The organism is Nocardia sp. NPDC004860, from assembly GCF_040609015.1.
In the GTDB taxonomy this organism is placed as follows: domain Bacteria; phylum Actinomycetota; class Actinomycetes; order Mycobacteriales; family Mycobacteriaceae; genus Nocardia.
The window spans coordinates 78,979-94,989 of the sequence record NZ_JBEXJI010000023.1 but is presented as its reverse complement, the minus strand read 5'-3'; the positions used below and the strand labels follow the sequence as shown (position 1 = coordinate 94,989).

At 68.2% G+C, this 16,011-nt stretch carries 17 protein-coding genes; 15 read left to right on the top strand and 2 right to left on the bottom strand.

Features of this window, described 5'->3' with window-relative positions; translation table 11 throughout:
* The first annotated feature begins 89 nt into the window (after nucleotides 1-89).
* The 8 genes from ABZV44_RS32495 to ABZV44_RS32460 all read left to right on the top strand — a co-directional run bounded on the left by ABZV44_RS32495 (nucleotide 90) and on the right by ABZV44_RS32460 (nucleotide 6,985).
* Nucleotides 90-632, top strand: coding sequence for a YaeQ family protein (locus tag ABZV44_RS32495; RefSeq protein ID WP_354844744.1), 543 nt, complete (start codon nucleotides 90-92; stop codon nucleotides 630-632).
* A 174-nt stretch (nucleotides 633-806) separates the two neighbouring features.
* A complete protein-coding gene (locus ABZV44_RS32490) occupies nucleotides 807-1,412 on the top strand; it encodes a L,D-transpeptidase family protein (protein WP_354844741.1) in 606 nt (201 codons plus the stop codon).
* A 284-nt stretch (nucleotides 1,413-1,696) separates the two neighbouring features.
* A complete protein-coding gene (locus ABZV44_RS32485) occupies nucleotides 1,697-2,422 on the top strand; it encodes a response regulator transcription factor (protein WP_354844739.1) in 726 nt (241 codons plus the stop codon).
* A gap of 104 nt (nucleotides 2,423-2,526) precedes the next feature.
* Nucleotides 2,527-3,063 carry a diaminobutyrate acetyltransferase gene (gene ectA, locus ABZV44_RS32480; protein WP_354844736.1) on the top strand — a complete coding sequence of 179 codons (537 nt, stop codon included), beginning with the start codon at nucleotides 2,527-2,529 and terminating at the stop codon, nucleotides 3,061-3,063.
* Nucleotides 3,060-4,334, top strand: a complete 1,275-nt coding sequence (gene ectB / locus ABZV44_RS32475; protein WP_354844733.1) for a diaminobutyrate--2-oxoglutarate transaminase — start codon at nucleotides 3,060-3,062, stop codon at nucleotides 4,332-4,334. The genes ectA and ectB overlap by 4 nt, the downstream gene beginning before the upstream one ends.
* Before the next feature lies 1 nt (nucleotide 4,335).
* Nucleotides 4,336-4,725, top strand: coding sequence for an ectoine synthase (locus ABZV44_RS32470; protein WP_354844730.1), 390 nt, complete (start codon nucleotides 4,336-4,338; stop codon nucleotides 4,723-4,725).
* A 9-nt stretch (nucleotides 4,726-4,734) separates the two neighbouring features.
* Entirely contained in the window at nucleotides 4,735-5,619 is an 885-nt protein-coding gene (gene thpD, locus ABZV44_RS32465) for an ectoine hydroxylase (protein ID WP_354844728.1), read from the top strand.
* A 286-nt stretch (nucleotides 5,620-5,905) separates the two neighbouring features.
* Entirely contained in the window at nucleotides 5,906-6,985 is a 1,080-nt protein-coding gene (locus ABZV44_RS32460) for an ionic transporter y4hA (protein WP_354844876.1), read from the top strand.
* Between the two features lie 6 nt (nucleotides 6,986-6,991).
* Here the strand turns inward: ABZV44_RS32460 and ABZV44_RS32455 are convergent, their stop codons facing one another.
* Nucleotides 6,992-7,393 (bottom strand): hypothetical protein, encoded by a 402-nt coding sequence (locus ABZV44_RS32455; protein WP_354844725.1) that lies wholly within the window; start codon nucleotides 7,391-7,393, stop codon nucleotides 6,992-6,994.
* A 334-nt stretch (nucleotides 7,394-7,727) separates the two neighbouring features.
* On the opposite strand from ABZV44_RS32455, the gene ABZV44_RS32450 reads away from it, so the two are divergent.
* Nucleotides 7,728-9,044: an alpha/beta hydrolase gene (locus ABZV44_RS32450; RefSeq protein ID WP_354844723.1), complete on the top strand. Its 1,317-nt coding sequence runs from the start codon at nucleotides 7,728-7,730 to the stop codon at nucleotides 9,042-9,044.
* 12 nt (nucleotides 9,045-9,056) lie between these two features.
* Here the strand turns inward: ABZV44_RS32450 and ABZV44_RS32445 are convergent, their stop codons facing one another.
* The gene (locus tag ABZV44_RS32445) at nucleotides 9,057-10,001 is read right to left on the bottom strand and encodes an oxygenase MpaB family protein (protein ID WP_354844721.1); all 945 of its coding nucleotides are present in this window, start codon (nucleotides 9,999-10,001) and stop codon (nucleotides 9,057-9,059) included.
* 151 nt (nucleotides 10,002-10,152) lie between these two features.
* Between ABZV44_RS32445 and ABZV44_RS32440 the strand changes: the two genes are divergently transcribed.
* From ABZV44_RS32440 to ABZV44_RS32415, 6 genes are all read left to right on the top strand, one after another.
* Entirely contained in the window at nucleotides 10,153-10,797 is a 645-nt protein-coding gene (locus ABZV44_RS32440; RefSeq protein ID WP_354844718.1) for a helix-turn-helix domain-containing protein, read from the top strand.
* A 102-nt stretch (nucleotides 10,798-10,899) separates the two neighbouring features.
* Complete coding sequence (locus tag ABZV44_RS32435; protein WP_354844716.1) at nucleotides 10,900-11,184, top strand: hypothetical protein; 285 nt, start codon at nucleotides 10,900-10,902, stop codon at nucleotides 11,182-11,184.
* Between the two features lie 157 nt (nucleotides 11,185-11,341).
* Nucleotides 11,342-12,703 (top strand): cytochrome P450, encoded by a 1,362-nt coding sequence (locus ABZV44_RS32430; protein ID WP_354844713.1) that lies wholly within the window; start codon nucleotides 11,342-11,344, stop codon nucleotides 12,701-12,703.
* Entirely contained in the window at nucleotides 12,700-13,602 is a 903-nt protein-coding gene (locus ABZV44_RS32425; RefSeq protein ID WP_354844710.1) for an alpha/beta hydrolase, read from the top strand. The genes ABZV44_RS32430 and ABZV44_RS32425 overlap by 4 nt, the downstream gene beginning before the upstream one ends.
* On the top strand, nucleotides 13,586-14,443 hold the full coding sequence (locus ABZV44_RS32420) for an SDR family oxidoreductase (RefSeq protein WP_354844707.1): 858 nt from the start codon (nucleotides 13,586-13,588) through the stop codon (nucleotides 14,441-14,443). Before ABZV44_RS32425 ends, ABZV44_RS32420 begins: the two co-directional genes overlap by 17 nt.
* Complete coding sequence (locus ABZV44_RS32415; protein WP_354844704.1) at nucleotides 14,440-15,936, top strand: NAD(P)/FAD-dependent oxidoreductase; 1,497 nt, start codon at nucleotides 14,440-14,442, stop codon at nucleotides 15,934-15,936. Before ABZV44_RS32420 ends, ABZV44_RS32415 begins: the two co-directional genes overlap by 4 nt.
* Nucleotides 15,937-16,011: the final 75 nt, after the last annotated feature.

Below are 16,011 nucleotides of genomic sequence, written 5' to 3'. Positions count from 1 at the left end.
TGGGTGGAGTCCTGGCCGCGGGTTTGGCGTGGGTGGAGTCTGAACCGGTTGTGGGTGGGGGCGGGGGTGGGCTCTAGGCTGCAGGGACTATGGCCCTGAACGCGACTCTCTACAACATGAATGTGCAGTTGGCTGATGTGGATCGGGGGGTCTACGAGGAGTTGGAGTTGCGGGTTGCGCGGCATCCCTCCGAGACCGGCGAGTACATGTTGACTCGGATCCTGGCCTTTTGCCTGGAGTATGAAGAGGGAATCGCGTTCAGTGATGGTGGCGTCTCGTCCACCGATGAGCCGCCGGTTCTCATCCGCGACCTCACCGGCCGCCTCACCACCTGGATCGACGTGGGCGCCCCGGACGCCGACCGCATCCACCGCGCCAGCAAACTGGCCGACCGTGTAGCCATTTACACCCACCGGGACCCTGCCAAGGTCCTCGCCCAACTCGCCGGCAAACGCATCCACCAGGCCGACCAGATCCCGCTCTACGCCTTCGACCGATCCTTCATCGACGCCGCCACCGCCCTCCTCGACCGCCGCAACACCCTCACGCTCTCGGTCACGGACCGCCACCTCTACCTGGACCTGAACGGCACCTCCCTCTCGACCCCCATCGAAGAACACTCCCTCGCCTAGCTCAACGGGTCGAGCGAGCCGAATTCCACCCCGGGTTTCAGGCGACCCGAGCACGCCGCCTCAGGCAAACTGGCAACCACGATGCGTCGAACCCGTCCCCGCCCAGCGATCGCAGGCCTGGCCGTCATAGCCCTGGCTGCGGCCGGCTGCGCTCAGAAGCACTCCGAGCCTCCGGTGGAACAGCCCACGTACACCGGTCCGGCCACTCAGCTCATCACCGTCACCGCCGATTCCCCCACCGCCACCACAGCCACCCTCACCGCCTGGGATCGCGACGGCACACAATGGGTTCGAGCGATCGGCCCCCTGCACGCCGACGTGGGTGCGCAAGGCATCGGCCCCACCAGCGAATCGGCCAACCGTTCCCCGGCCGGAATCTGGACGCTGACAGAGGCTTTCGGCATCTCTGCCAACAACGGCACCAGACTCCCGTATCGCCGAGTGACAACATCGGATTGGTGGGTCTCCGATACCGGATCGCCGTTCTACAACACCCACTACACCTGCGCCCCCGGCACCTGCCCGTTCGATGAGTCCGCGGGTGAGGACCTGGGTGCGGCCGGTCCCGCCTACGATCACGCCGTGGTCATCGACTACAACCGCTCCCCGGTCGTCGCCGGCGCGGGTTCGGCGTACTTCCTCCATGTCGGAGACGGCACCCCGACCGCGGGCTGCGTAGCCCTTCCAGGCGCGGATCTGGACCGCGTGATGCGCTGGCTGGACCCGGCCCATGGCCCGGTCATCGACATCGAGGTCCGGGATCGCCCGGCGAACGCCTGAATCGGCGAAACCTCTGTGCAGGTTCTCACAATGTCGCAAATGCGCCCGAACCGGCTTTGACGTGCGCAAATGCGGAAGCGTGGCGGTGCCATTCGGTATTTCCCCCGCCTGACCGGTAGCAATCCGAGTGATGTGCATCAGCTATCAGCTCGCATACCTGGGATGGCCGGATGTTTCGTTCAACTAAGGTTCGGGTATTCGACCTAGTCGAACGCGATCACCGCAGTTCGGTGATTGTCCGCTGGACGTGTTCGCGGCGTCCTTCGGACGAAAGGATATGGATGATGGGCGCGAGCCTGATGATCGTGGGGGACGACTACCGGGTCCGCAGCGCCCTGCGGGCGGCGATGGAAGGGGAGGGCTACGAGGTCGCCGAGGCAGGCGCGACCGAGGTGGCCCTGGAACGGCTGCGCAATAACGGCGCGCCGGATGTGATGATCGTGGACCTGCTGGTGGGCGGGATGGATGCCTTCACCTGTATTCGCGAGGTGCGGCGCGCCCACGAGGTACCGATCATGGTGGTCAGCGCCAGCGCGGACACCCACGACGTGGTCGCGGCCCTCGAGGCGGGGGCCGATGACTTCGTGACCAAGCCGTTCGAGCTCAAGGAGATCAGCGCGCGCATGCGGGCGCTGCGGCGTCGGCCACACCTCGGCGGGCTGCCGGATGATCCGGCGGCCGAGCCGCCGGTGGAGATCGTCCTGGACGCCGATGATGGTGCGCCGCTGGTGCTTTCACCGGACGGTGGCGTGGTGCGCCGGGGTGAGGAGCAGATCCCGTTGACCATCACCGAGTTTCGCCTGCTGTGTGAACTCGCGGCGAATCCCGGCCGCGTGCTCAGCCGCACCCTGCTGCTCGAACGAGCTTGGGACGAAGGCTTCTTCGGTGACGAGCGGCTGGTCGACGTCCACGTCCGCCGGCTGCGCACGAAGATCGAGACGGACCCGTCGGAGCCGCGCATCGTGGTGACCGTGCGCGGCCTCGGATATCGCCTCGATATGCCGCGGTAGGCGTATTCGCGGGTGTGCGAGGCCACGAAGTCATGGGATCGTCATGAGATCGCAATGAGTTCGCATGGAAGACCTCAAAACTTCACCGTCAGGCTGAAGTGGTCATGCAGATCCAAATCAGCAAATTTGACGCGATATCCCAGCAAACCATCCAGATCCGGGAACCCGTGCTCGCCGACGGCGCACCAATGTGGCGCATTGCGGAGGACTCCCGGGTCCTCGACACCAACTCCAGCTATGCCTATCTGCTGTGGTGCCGCGATTTCGCGGATACCTCGATCGTCGCTGAAATAGACGGCGAGATAGCCGGATTCGTCATCGGCTACACCAGGCCCGCATGGCCGCACATCCTTTTCGTCTGGCAGGTGGCGGTCGATCAGCCCCATCGTGGGCACGGCCTGGGCGTCGACATGCTCGACGCGCTGCTGGAAAGTGCGGCGGCGCGCGGAGTCACGCAGCTCGAGACCACCATTGCCCCCGACAATCCGGCCTCGGTCGCCATGTTCGCCTCGCTGGCCCGCCGTCGTGGCGCGGCCCTGACCCGCACCACATTGTTCACGGCGGATCAGTTTCCCGGCGGCCATCAGCCCGAGGACCTCTACCGCATCGCACCGGTCACCACCCAGGAGGAATGGCGATGACTAGCCCCGATATGACGGTTTTCGCGGATCTCGAGTCGAATGTGCGCGGCTACTGCCGTTCCTGGCCGACGGTCTTCGACACCGCGTCCGGCGCCTGGCTCCGCGACGAGTCCGGCCGGGAGTACCTGGATTTCTTCGCCGGGGCGGGCGCGCTCAACTACGGCCACAACAACCCCGTGCTGAAGCAGTCGCTGCTCGAGTACATCGCGGGCGACGGCCTCACCCACGGGCTCGACATGTCCACCGTCGCCAAGCGAGATCTGCTGCAGTCACTGCGCGACCGGATCCTGAAGCCGCGCGGCCTGGACTACAAGGTGCAGTTCCCCGGACCCACCGGCGCGAACGCGGTGGAGGCCGCGCTCAAACTGGCCCGCAAGGTGACCGGCCGCACCGAGATCCTCAACTTCACCAACGCTTTTCACGGTATGACGCTGGGCGCCCTGTCGGTCACCGGCAATGCCGCCAAGCGGGCGGGTGCGGGAGTGCCGCTGCAGCACGCCACCTCGATGCCCTTCGACGGGTATCTGTCCGGCGCGGACGATGATTCGTTCGAATGGATGGAGCGCGTCCTCGACGATGCCTCCTCCGGCCTGGACAGCCCGGCCGCCGTGATCGTCGAAACCGTCCAGGGCGAGGGCGGAGTCAACCTCGCGAGCGTGCAGTGGCTGCGCAAGCTGGCCGGATTGTGTTCCGCCCGTGAGATTCTGCTGATCGTCGACGACGTGCAGATGGGCTGCGGCCGCACCGGACCGTTCTTCTCCTTCGAAATGGCCGGTATCACACCGGATATCGTCACGCTGTCCAAGTCGATCGGCGGCTACGGCCTGCCGATGGCGCTGGTGCTGTTCAAGCCGGAACTGGACCTGTGGAAGCCGGGCGAGCACAACGGCACCTTCCGCGGCAACAACCCGGCCTTCGTCACCGCCCGTGCGGCGCTGGAGCATTACTGGGCCGACGACGCCCTGGAGACCGCCACCCGGGCCAAGGGTGAGCGCATCGACCGTGCCCTCACGGGCATGTCCGCGGCCTTCGACGGTGTCGGCGCGCGGGGGCGTGGCCTGGTGCACGGCCTGGTCTTCGATGACGCCTCGCAGGCGGAGAAGGTGTGTGCCGCCGCCTTCCAGCGCGGGCTGCTGGTGGAGACCTCCGGTCCCGAGGACGAGGTGGTGAAACTGCTTCCGCCGCTGACCATTACCGACTACGAGCTCGATCACGGCCTGGAGCTGCTGGCCGCCTCACTGGATGCCGTCAGCGGCGGGCGGGGGCGCTGACATGATCGTGCGCACCACCGCCGAGATCACCGGCACCGATCGGGATGTCGCGGGCCCGGGCTGGCGCAGCAAGCGCATCGTGCTCGGCGGCGACCGGGTCGGGTTCTCGTTCCACGAGACCACCATCGACGCCGAGACCGTCCACGAATTCCATTACCAGCACCACGTCGAGGCCGTCTGGCTGGTCGAGGGCGAGGGCACGCTGGTCGATCTCGACCACGGCACCACCTACGAGCTGGGCCCCGGCTCGATGTACCTGCTGAACGGCCATGAACGGCACCGCCTCTTCGCCCGGACCCGGATGCGCATGCTCTGCGTGTTCAACCCGCCGGTGACCGGGCAGGAGGTGCACGACGAGCACGGTGTGTACCCGCTCGTCGCCGTCGACTAGGAGTTTCGAATGACTGTGTCCGACAACGGAAGAATCGACCGCTATCGCACCCGCACGGTGGTGGGCACCCCGCCGATCGAGCGTGACGACCCGACGGTGTGGGGTGAGATCGGCAGCCATGCCCTCGCCGATTTCGACGACAATGGCTACGCCGTGGTCGACAGCCTGCTCGATCCGTACGAGGTCGGTGAGGTCGCGGCCGAAATCCAGCGGCTGACCGGCGATCCCGACCTCGTGCTGGACGAGCGCGTGATCATCGAGCGCGAGTCGCATCGGGTGCGCTCCCTGTTCGAGGTGCACCGGCTCAGTGCCATGATCGCGGATCTGGTGCGCGAGGATCGGATTGCCGGTCTGGCGCGCGAGATTCTCGGCTCCGAGGTCTATCTGCATCAGACCCGGGTGAACTACATGCCCGGGTTCACCGGCACCGGCTTCTACTGGCACTCCGACTTCGAGACCTGGCACGCCGAGGACGGCATGCCGACGCCGCGGGCGGTGAGCCTGTCGATCGCGCTGTCCGACAACTACCCGTTCAACGGCAGCCTCATGGTCATGCCCGGCTCGCATCGCACCTTCGTCCCCTGTCAGGGTGAGACGCCGGCCGATCATCACCGGGTTTCCCTGCGCGGTCAGGAGATCGGCGTCCCGTCGCAGGCGGCCATCACGGATCTGGCCGGGAAGCACGGCATTACGCAGTTCACCGGGCGGGCGGGTTCGGCGTTGCTGTTCGACTCGAATCTCATGCACGGGTCGGCGGGCAATATCACGCCGTTCCCGCGATCGAATCTGTTCCTGGTGTTCAACAGTGTCGAGAACACGCTGCTCGATCCCTATGCCGCGCCGCATCCGCGGCCGGAGTACCTCGCGAGCCGGGACTTCACGCCCCTGGTGTGATCGGGGAGCTGTCGAGGGTTCGTCTCGTATACCGATGTCGTTCCATGTGGGTGCGATCACATACTTTTCGGATGTGCTGTCTGAGCTGGCGATATGAGTGAGCTGACTGCGCTCAATGGAACGACAATGGTTCATCGTGATTGTGGAACGTTGCATCGTACCTCTATGGTTTGACGTGGGTCGAACATCGGGCACGCGCCGGTCGGCCGGCGCGTGCCCGGTCGATTCGGCTGCGTCCGAGGGATTTCCGCGCTCGTCGAATCCCGTGACCATTGAGGAACCTTTGCTGCTGGACAAGATTCGCTGGACCGTAGTCGTTCCCCTGCTCGCGGTGGTGATGCTCGCCGCGGTGTGGGGCCGGGAATTGTCGCTGCTGGCCGACATCCCGGTATTCGCTCTGCTGCTGGCAGCGGTACTGGCCGCGGTGCATCACGCCGAGGTCGTCGCGCATCGCGTCGGCGAGCCGTTCGGCGCGCTGGTGCTGGCCATCGCGGTCACCGTCATCGAGGTCGGACTCATTCTGACGCTGATGGTTTCGGCCGGGGACAAGGCCGCGCCGCTGGCCCGTGACACCGTGTTCGCAGCGGTCATGATCACCTGCAATGGCATCTTCGGGATGGCGTTGCTGGTGGGGGCGTTGCGGCGGCGGGTCGCGGTCTTCAATGCGGAGGGCACGGGCGCGGCGCTGGCCACGGTCGCGACCCTGGCCACGCTGAGCCTGGTGCTGCCGACCTTCACGACCAGCGAACCCGGGCCGCACTTCTCGCCCGCACAGCTGGCCTTCGCGGCCGTCGCCTCACTGGTGCTCTACGGCTGCTTCATCGCCATGCAGACCGTGCGGCACAAGGAGGATTTCCTCCCGGTGGAGCCCGGCGCCGACGACGAGGACGAGCACGCGGAGTGGCCGAGTGCGCGCCGCGCGTGGATCAGCGGCGGGCTGCTGATCGCCGCTCTGGTCGGGGTGGTCGGTCTGGCGAAGGCGGTGTCCCCGGCCATCGAATCCGGTGTCGACGCAGCGGGTCTGCCGCGTTCGGCGGTCGGCGTGGTGATCGCAATGCTGGTCCTGCTGCCCGAGGCGCTGGCCGCCGTGCGTGCCGCGCGGGGCGGGCGGGTTCAGGTCGGTCTGAACCTGGCGCTGGGCTCGGCCATGGCCAGCATCGGCCTCACGATTCCGGCCATCGCGGTCGCCTCGATCTGGCTGGACACCCCGCTGCTGCTCGGCCTGGGCGCGACCGAAATGGTGCTGCTGGCAATAACAGTGGTCGTCGGCATGCTCACCGTGGTGCCCGGCCGCGCCACCCTGCTGCAGGGCACGGTGCACCTCTCGCTCTTCGCGGCGTTCGGTTTTCTGGCCGTCGCGCCATAGGAACGCCTACTCCGCAGTCCCCTCGCCGACCTTGCGCCGGAACCGCCGGCTCCGGCGCTCCTCGCCGTCGGCCGCCTGCTCACCCTCGGGCGCTCGCCGCCGCACGGCCCGCCGCTCCCGCTCCACGGCCTCCTCCAGCAACTGCAACATGGGCACCTCGGCAAGCGCGTCCTTCGTTGCAGCATGATCGACATCGCTGCGCGTGATCAGCCCGGCGGCGATCAACCCCTCCACCGGATTCACCCCGTAGGCCCGCGCCAGCTCGATCACCGTGTCCGCCACCGGCGGATCCGACTCCTCCAAATGCCGCTTGATCCTGGGCCCATTGCTGTCCAGCTTCTCCGCAATGGCCCGGGTACTGGCCCCCCGGGTCACCGCCCGCTTCCAAGCATCGAACGCTTGCCTCATCGCATCACCTTCGGCTCGATCGGCCCGCACGCCAAACCCCGAGCCTATCGAACTCAGTCGATTATGTTCAATCACGCAACACTGGCGTTTCACCCACCGGCTGTCCGATAGTCCCTTGGGGGGAGCGGCGGGTGACACCGTGGGGTGACGCGGGTCAGTGTTCGGGGGTCCTACGTTCGGCGGTGTGAAGACAACAATTCGCGTTGGGGCGACAGTGGGGCTCGCAGTGATGGTGTCGTCTGTGCTCGTCGGCTGCCGGTCGGATTCGAGCTCGGGCATCGAGTGGGCCGCGTGTCAGGGGGTGGGGGTCGATTCGCGGCAGGAGTGCGCGACGGTGTCCGTGCCACTCGACTACGCGGATCCGGAGGGGGAGCGGGTTTCCCTTGCGGTGTCGCGGATTCGGAGTGCGCATCCGGAGCAGCGGCGTGGGGTGTTGCTGCTCGTGCCGGGCGGGCCGGGTGGCAGCGGGCTGAATCTGCCGTCCACCGCGGGGCAGACGCTACCGGAGTCGGTGCGGGACGAGTACGACCTGATCGGGTTCGACCCACGCGGGATCGGAGCGAGCACCGTGGCGAATTGCCATATCTCGCAGCAGGATCTGGCGCCGGAGCGGCTGCGGTCGTGGCCGGACGCGGACGGGGGGATCGCGGAGAATGTGGCGATCGAGCGGCGGGTGGCCGAGGCGTGCGTGCGGGACGGGGGTGCGCTGGTGCGGTCGATCGGGACCCGGACCGCGGCGCGGGACATCGACCGGATCCGGGAAGCGCTGGGGCAACGGCGGATCGCGGCGTGGGGAACGTCGTATGGGACGTACGTGCTGTCGGTGTACGCCACGCTGTTCGGGGAGCACACGGATCGGATCCTGCTGGACAGCAACGATGATCCGGATCCCGAGCGGGTCGAGCGGACCTGGCTGGGAAATTCCGCTGTGGGGGCGGAGGATCGGTTTCCGGACTTCGCGCGGTGGGCGGCGGCCGAGGGGAATCCGGATCGGCTGGCGGCGACGCCCGAGGCGGTGCGAGACCAGTTCCTCACGCTGGCGGCACGATTGGATCGCGCACCGCTGCCGTGGCCGGGTGCCGAGACCTCGGCGTTGAGCGGCAACGGATTACGGCAGATCCTGCTCGACGGGCTGTACAAGGATCAGCGGTTTCCCTATGTCGCCCAGGTGATCAATGCCGCGCTGCGGTCGGGCGCCCTGCCTGCCGCGCGGCTCTCCCCGCCGGAGCCGGCGGCCCAGGCATCGGCCGCGGTCATGGTGGCTACCCTGTGCAATGACGTGGCCTGGCCGACGTCGGTGGACGACTACGCGACCGCCGTGGCCGCGGATCGAGCCCGATACCCGCTCACCGCGGGTATGCCGCGCGGCGTCTCCCCGTGCGCCTTCTGGCCGTATCCGGTCGCGCCGCGCACGGTCGTGACCGGATCCGGACCGTCGAATGTGCTGCTGCTGCAGAATCTCCGGGATCCGGCGACCCCGTACAGCGGCGCGCTGCACCTGCGGCAGGCGTTCGGTGACCGCGCCCGGATGGTGGCGGTCGACGGCGGCGGGCACGGCGTGTATCCCTCGCCGGTCGCCTGCGCGAACGATGCCGTCGAGCGTTTCCTGCGCGACGGCACGCGTCCGGATCAGGACCTCACCTGCCGATGAAGTCTCGTCGAATCAGCTTGCGGCAGGCACGGTTCGGTGCCCGCGACGGCCATAGAGCTCGCGGGCGGCGGCCGGTGTGACCGTTTCGAGCCGGGTCGGGGGCTCCGCCTTCCGGTGCTGTTCGAGGATCTGCCCCGCCATCGGCGCGATGATCGGGGCGGCCATGATCAGACCCGCCTTGTCGAAGAGCGAGAACAGCCAGACCAGGACGCGCGCAGCGGGTCTCACCAGCAGGTCGACACTGCCCGGGCGGTCGAACTGGCCGAGCTTGCGCATCCACCTGGGCAGCGTCGCGATCGAGGCGAACGACAGCAGCCGTGCACCGAGTGCGTACGTCCAGCCCGCGCCGTGGCGCGGCGAGGTGAACAGCAGCTGCCGCATGCCGTCCTGGGCGCGTTCCGAAGTGCACAGGCGCGCACGGACATTCGCGTAGTACTCTCGCACGCCCTCGCGCGTGACCGGCACCTTCTCGGGCTTGCAGGTCTGCAGCTCGGCCGCGATCCGGCATTCCTGCCAGTAGCGGGCCTCCTCCTCGGGAGTCAGTCCGGGCCCGAACATTTCGTAGGCCTCGAGCACCGAGTGCCAGCCGGTGATGTGGATCCACAACTGGGTTTCGGGGGAATTGGCGCTGTAGCGCTGCCCGCTGATCGGCTCGATGCCCGTGTTCTCCGCATGCACCGTCATCAGATGCTCGGAGGCTTGGATGGCCGTGCGGGAATCGCCGATGGCCACGATCAGGAAGTACGCGAAGGTGGCGTCGAGGCGGTGGCGTGGCTCCGAGTAGATCTTGCCGGTGTCGGCCACGGCCGCGGTCAGGAACGGATCGAAGTGCTCGAGGGTCACCGCGCGCTGGAAGCCGATCACCGCGGTGGGTGCGGTCCACACCTTCCAGCTCGGCGAGTCCGGGCCGAAGAAGCCGTAGTCATCGCGGCGGAGAGTGGTCGGATCGAAGGTCACCGGGGCTCCTCTGCAGGCTCGATCCCATGGAATACAACGCCACCGTAGCAATTGTGGTCACCGAATACAACGGGGTCGTAGCTTTAGCTCGGACAGGCACGTGACCTCGCTGTCCGGGATGACAGAATGGGCCGGTGAAGGTGGAGCGGCAGTGAGCAAACCCCGTGTGACGGCAGACCGGCCGCGGCGGCGCTATGCGCCCCGCCTGCCCCCGGACGAGCGCCGGGCCCAGCTGCTCGACGCCGCCTTCGCCGTACTCGAGCAGGCCGAGCTGCACGAGCTGAGCATGGAGGCCGTCGCCGCCGAGGCCGGTGTCGGCAAACCGGTGCTGTACACGGTCTTCAAGACCCGCGCGGAGCTGGTCGCCGCGCTGCTCGAACGCGAGCGCGAGCGCGCCCTCGAACAGGTCGCCGACACCCTGCCCACCGACCTGCTCGGTGCGGACCCGGTCGTCGCCGCCTCGGCAACCGTCGAGGCGTTCGTCGATGTCGCCCTGCGCAATCCGACCCGCTGGCGACTGCTGCTCGCGGGCCCGGGCAATGCCCCCGACGAATATCGCGAGGCCATTCGCAGCTCCCGCGCCGGCATCTTCGACCGAGCCGAGGCGCTGGTCCGCATGGGTCTGATCGCCGATCCGCGCTGGGCCGGAATCGATTCCGGCCTGCTCACGAACTCACTGCTGACCATCGCCGAAATGCTGGGCCGACTGGCCGTCAGCGAACCGGACGCCTATCCCCGCGAGCGCATCGAAGGCTTCGTCCAGGCCATCGTCCACCTGCTGATCGGCGCCCGCTGACCTTGCCTTCGGGAAACCGGCGGCGCAACATTGACGCGATCCATACGGCGACTCGCCGATGCGCACGTGCGGAACTCGGGCGGGCGGGCCTACTATGCCCGCATGACGGTCGGCACTGACCTGCCCAAACCCGATGCCCTCTTCGATCTCGACGTCTGGCTACATCGTTGGCCGGCCAGTGTGTACGCCACCGAATTACATTACGGCGTACTGGTTTTCACCGGCTGCGACCAGTTCGATGAGCGTGACGTGGAGATCGCTCGGCGGACATATCCGGGGCGGCGCATCCTCATCGACGACACCGGCAAGCTCCAGGTGCATCCGGCGGGGGAGGGCCCGCCGATCTCGATCTTCGATCCCGCTCACCCGTTGCGGTCGGCGCTGTAGCCGACCGCTCCTGGCAGCGTTCCGGCCGTCGCGCGGCCCGGACTCGCTGAGGGTCGTCACGTGGCCCTCTCGCGTCCGGAACGTGACCCTTGCCACAGTCGGTACAGGCGCGTACCGTGCTGACGGTACGCAGATGTACCAGGCTGGGAGATGGCGCATGACCACAGTGACACTGCCCGACGGACCAACCACGCCGGCCTTCGTGCAGGGCATCGAGATCCTGGCCGGGCGCACCCGGGCCTGGCGTCGCCTGCACCAGCGCTACGGATCGGCGTTCATGGTCGCGATGCCCCGCTTCGGGCCCACCCTCGTGCTGTCGGAACCGGCCGAGGTCAAGGCGCTGTTCACCACGCACACCGACCTGGTGGACAACATCGACGCCAACCTCGGCCAATTCCTCGGCCCCGGTTCGCTTTTCGCGCTGCGCGGGGACGAGCACCGCAAGGAGCGCAAGCTGCTCACCCCGCCGTTCCACGGGCGGCGGCTGGCGGTCTACGAATCGCTCATCGAGGAGGAGGCCGTCCGCGAGATGGCCGGCTGGCCGTCGGGGCGCGAGTTCGCGACCATGGACTCGATGATGCGGATCACCCTGAACGTGATCCTGCGCGCGGTCTTCGGCGCGGAAGGCGCGGAATTCGACCAGCTGCGGGTGCTGCTCCCGAAACTGGTGCTGGTCGGGTCGGCGCTGGCGGCACTTCCGGTGCCGCGCAGGCTGTTCGGGCGCTTCGGGCCGTGGGCACGGTTCGCCGCCTACCGCGCGCAGTACGACGAGATCGTCGGACGGCTCATCCGGCGCGCGGCCGCCGATCCGGAGCTGAGCGAGCGTGACGACGTGCTGGCCATGCTGCTGCAGGCTCGCTACGACGACGGTTCGGCCATGACGCACAGCGAGATCGCCGACGAACTGCTCACCCTGCTCACCGCCGGGCACGAGACCACCGCCACCTCGCTGGCCTGGACCGTCGAACGGCTGCGGCGACATCCGGACATCCTGCGCCGCCTGGTCCAGGAGAACGACGCGGGCGGGTCCGCGCTGCGCGAGGCGACACTGCTCGAGACTCAGCGGGTACGGCCGGTCATCGACGCCACCATGCGCAAGGTGCGGACCGACTCGCTGCGACTGGGCCGGTGGACGCTGGCGCGCGGGCAGCACGTGATGGTGAGTATCCGGCTCATGCACGACAATCCGGAATTATTCACCAACCCAAGGGATTTCGATCCGGATCGGTTCGTCGGCGCCCGGCCGGGGACCTTCAGCTGGATTCCGTTCGGCGGTGGCGCGCGCCGGTGCATCGGGGCGGCCTTCGCGACCATGGAGATGAATGTGGTGCTGCGGGTGCTGTTGCGGGACTTCACACTGGAGACCACCGACGCGCCCGATGAGCGCCCGCACTTCCGCGGTGTCGCACTGGTTCCGGCGAAGAAGGGGCGGGCCGTCGTGTATCGGCGGGCGCCGCGGCCGCCGGCGGTCGAGGCCGCCGCAACCAGCGTGGAGCGTGGCGCCGAGGTGACCGCATGAGCGAGCGGGTGGCCGAGGTCGGGCGGGGGATCACCCTCACCTACGAGCGGGAGGGATCGGGCGTGCCGCTGCTGCTGATCGCCGGGCTCGGGCAGCAGAAACACGAATGGCACGACGGGCTGATCGCGCAGCTGGTGGTGCGCGGATACGACGTGGTGCGGTTCGACAATCGCGATGTGGGGACCTCCACACACGCCGGGTTCCGGCCGCCGGGCGGGCTGGCGCTGGCTCGCAAGCTCTGGGACCCACAGCAATACGATCTGGGGGACATGGCCCTCGACACCGTCGGGCTGCTCGACACCCTCGGCTGGCGGTCCGCGCACGTGGTCGGCATGTCGATGGGCGGGATGATCGCGCAGACCGTCGCGGCCCGCTATCCGGCTCGGGTGTCCTCACTGACATCGATCTTCTCGACCACCGGTGCGGCGCGGGTCGGGCGGCCCGCGCTGTCCACCTGGGCACGCATGTTCCGCAAGCCCGCAGGGACCCGCGAGGAGCACCTGGATCGCGCGGTCGGCATGTACCGGCACATCGGCTCGGCGGGATATCCGTTCGACGAGGCCAGGATTCGCGCGACCGCCGGGACCACCTGGGACCGCGATCCGCGCCCGGCGGCGGGAGTGGGACGCCAGCTCGCCGGAATCATGAAGTCGGGCGACCGGACCGCCGAGGTACGGACGATCACCGCGCCCACCCTCGTCCTGCACGGCGACCGCGACCGCATGGTGAACCCGACCGGCGGCAAGGTCACCGCCGCGGCGATCCGCGGCGCGCGCCTGCACACCCTCCCCGGCATGGGTCACGATCTGCCCGCCGCACTCTGGCCCACCTTCGCCGACCTCATCGACTCGCACGTCCGCACCGCCGAATCCAGGAGTTCCGATGCCCCGAACCTCTAGGCCCCTGTCCGGCCACCCGGTCATGATCACCGGCGCGGCCTCCGGAATCGGGCGGGGACTGGCCCAGTTGCTGTCTCGCCGTGGGTCGCCGGTGGCCATCGCGGATATCGACGCCGAGGGACTGAAGCAGACGGCGGCCTCCCTCAGCGGGCCGGTGCTGACCCGCGTGCTGGACGTGCGCGACGCGGCCGATCAGCTGGCCTTCGCCGACGAGGTGCGCGAGTGGCTGCCCGCGCCCCTGGCGGCGGTGTTCAACAATGCCGGGGTGGCGGTGTCCTCCTCGGTGCTCGACAGCGTGCCCGCGGACGACGAATGGTTGCGGCAGATCAACTTCGACGGGGTGGTGAACGGGACGCGCGCGTTCCTGCCGATCCTGGTCGAGCAGGGCAGCGGCGCCATCGTCAACACCTCCAGCGTGTACGGGCTGGCGGGGATGCCGTATCAGAGTGCCTACTGCGCGGCGAAATTCGCGGTACGCGGGTTCACCGACGCACTGCGGCAGGAACTTCGGGGCACGGGCGTCTCGGCGGTGACCGTGCATCCCGGCGGCATCCGGACCAATATCGCCCGCAACGGCCGGGTGCGCAAGGATCCCGAGGGCAGGGGCCGCACCCACGAGCAGATGGCCGCCGAATTCGAGGCCATGACCATGACCACGCCGGAGCAGGCGGCCGAAATCATCTGCCGCGGAGTCGAACGCGGCAAGGCGCGCGTTCTCGTCGGACCCGACGCCTACCTGTTCGACACGCTGGCGCGGGTGACCCCGACGCACTACTTCGACGTGCTGTCGGTCGTGATGGGCCTGGTGCGCGCCCGGGCCGCGAAGGGAGCGAAGCAATGACCGAACACGTGGACGTGCTGATCGTCGGGGCCGGGCTGTCGGGCATCGGGGCGGCACATCATCTCCAGGACGCGTTCCCGGGACGCAGCTACGCCATTTTCGAGGCGCGCGAGGCCATGGGCGGGACCTGGGATCTGTTCCGGTATCCCGGGGTGCGGTCGGACTCGGATATGCACACCCTCGGGTACCGGTTCCGGCCGTGGGTGGCGGCGGAGGCCATCGCGGACGGGCCCGCCATTCTCGGCTACATTCGCCAGACTGCCGCCGACGCGGGGATCGATCGGCGAATTCGCTACGGGCACCGGGTGGCCGGGGCCTCGTGGTCGTCGGAGGAGGCGCGCTGGACCGTCGGGTTCGAGCACGACGGGATGACCTCGACCATCACCTGCGACTTCCTCTACCTGTGCAGCGGCTACTACCGCTACGACGAGGGCTACACCCCCGAGTTCGCCGGCATCGGCGACTTCCAGGGGCAGATCGTGCATCCGCAGCACTGGCCGGCCGAACTCGATTACGCCGGAAAGCGTGTCGTGGTGATCGGCAGCGGGGCGACCGCGGTCACACTGGTGCCGGCCATGGCCGAGAACGCGGGGCACGTGACCATGCTGCAGCGGTCGCCGACCTACATCATGTCCGCGCCCAGCGTGGACGCCATCGCCACCAAACTGCGCGGGTGGTTCGGGACGCGGCGGGCCTACGCCATCACCCGGTGGAAGAACGTCGCCGTCGGCACGCTGATCTATCAGCTCAGCCAGCGGCGGCCGCAGATGATGCGCAAGTTCTTCCGGGACCTGACCATCAAGCAGCTGCCCGAGGGCTACGACGTCGATACGCATTTCAACCCGGCCTACAACCCGTGGGATCAGCGGCTGTGCCTGGTCCCGGACGGGGACCTGTTCCGGGCCATCCGGGACGGGCGGGCCTCGGTGGTGACCGATCGGATCGAGCGGTTCACCGCGGACGGGGTGAAGCTGGAATCTGGCGCCGAACTGTCCGCCGACATCGTGGTGACCGCCACCGGGCTGGACCTGCTGGCCCTCGGCGGTATCGGGCTCACTGTCGACGGGCGCGAGATCCAGCCGCCGGACACCATCGCCTACAAGGGCATGATGCTCGGCGGCGTGCCCAACTTCGCCTTCACCATCGGGTACACCAACGCGTCCTGGACGCTCAAGGCCGACCTGGTCGCGGAATTCGTGTGCCGGTTGTTGCGGCACATGGACATTCACGGGTACTCGCAGGCGACGCCCTGGCCGGATCCGGCGGTGACCACCGCGCCGCTCTTGGACTTCCAGGCCGGCTACGTGCTGCGGTCCATGGACCGGTTCCCCAAGGCCGGATCGCGCGCGCCGTGGCGGCTGGGCATGAACTACGCCCAGGATGTGATCACCCTGCGGCACGGGCGAATCGAGGACGGCACCATCCGCTTCGGCCGCCGCCCGGCTCATACCGCCGCCGCGGCCGAACGCGGTCCCGAACAGGTCACCGCCTGACCGGGGTGTGAGGCGACACCGCCGCCTGACCGGGCGCGAGTGGTACCACCGAGAACACACCGACATGCCGCGATG

What these genes read in the sequence shown, in the direction of transcription:
- ABZV44_RS32435 (WP_354844716.1), top strand. Translation starts at nt 10,900, where the DNA reads ATGACGGTCGGCACTGACCTGCCCAAACCCGATGCCCTCTTCGATCTC.
- ectB (WP_354844733.1), top strand. Translation starts at nt 3,060, where the DNA reads ATGACTAGCCCCGATATGACGGTTTTCGCGGATCTCGAGTCGAATGTG.
- ABZV44_RS32415 (WP_354844704.1), top strand. Translation starts at nt 14,440, where the DNA reads ATGACCGAACACGTGGACGTGCTGATCGTCGGGGCCGGGCTGTCGGGC.
- ectA (WP_354844736.1), top strand. Translation starts at nt 2,527, where the DNA reads ATGCAGATCCAAATCAGCAAATTTGACGCGATATCCCAGCAAACCATC.
- ABZV44_RS32420 (WP_354844707.1), top strand. Translation starts at nt 13,586, where the DNA reads ATGCCCCGAACCTCTAGGCCCCTGTCCGGCCACCCGGTCATGATCACC.
- ABZV44_RS32470 (WP_354844730.1), top strand. Translation starts at nt 4,336, where the DNA reads ATGATCGTGCGCACCACCGCCGAGATCACCGGCACCGATCGGGATGTC.
- thpD (WP_354844728.1), top strand. Translation starts at nt 4,735, where the DNA reads ATGACTGTGTCCGACAACGGAAGAATCGACCGCTATCGCACCCGCACG.
- ABZV44_RS32430 (WP_354844713.1), top strand. Translation starts at nt 11,342, where the DNA reads ATGACCACAGTGACACTGCCCGACGGACCAACCACGCCGGCCTTCGTG.
- ABZV44_RS32425 (WP_354844710.1), top strand. Translation starts at nt 12,700, where the DNA reads ATGAGCGAGCGGGTGGCCGAGGTCGGGCGGGGGATCACCCTCACCTAC.
- ABZV44_RS32495 (WP_354844744.1), top strand. Translation starts at nt 90, where the DNA reads ATGGCCCTGAACGCGACTCTCTACAACATGAATGTGCAGTTGGCTGAT.
- ABZV44_RS32455 (WP_354844725.1), bottom strand. Translation starts at nt 7,393, where the DNA reads ATGAGGCAAGCGTTCGATGCTTGGAAGCGGGCGGTGACCCGGGGGGCC.
- ABZV44_RS32485 (WP_354844739.1), top strand. Translation starts at nt 1,697, where the DNA reads ATGGGCGCGAGCCTGATGATCGTGGGGGACGACTACCGGGTCCGCAGC.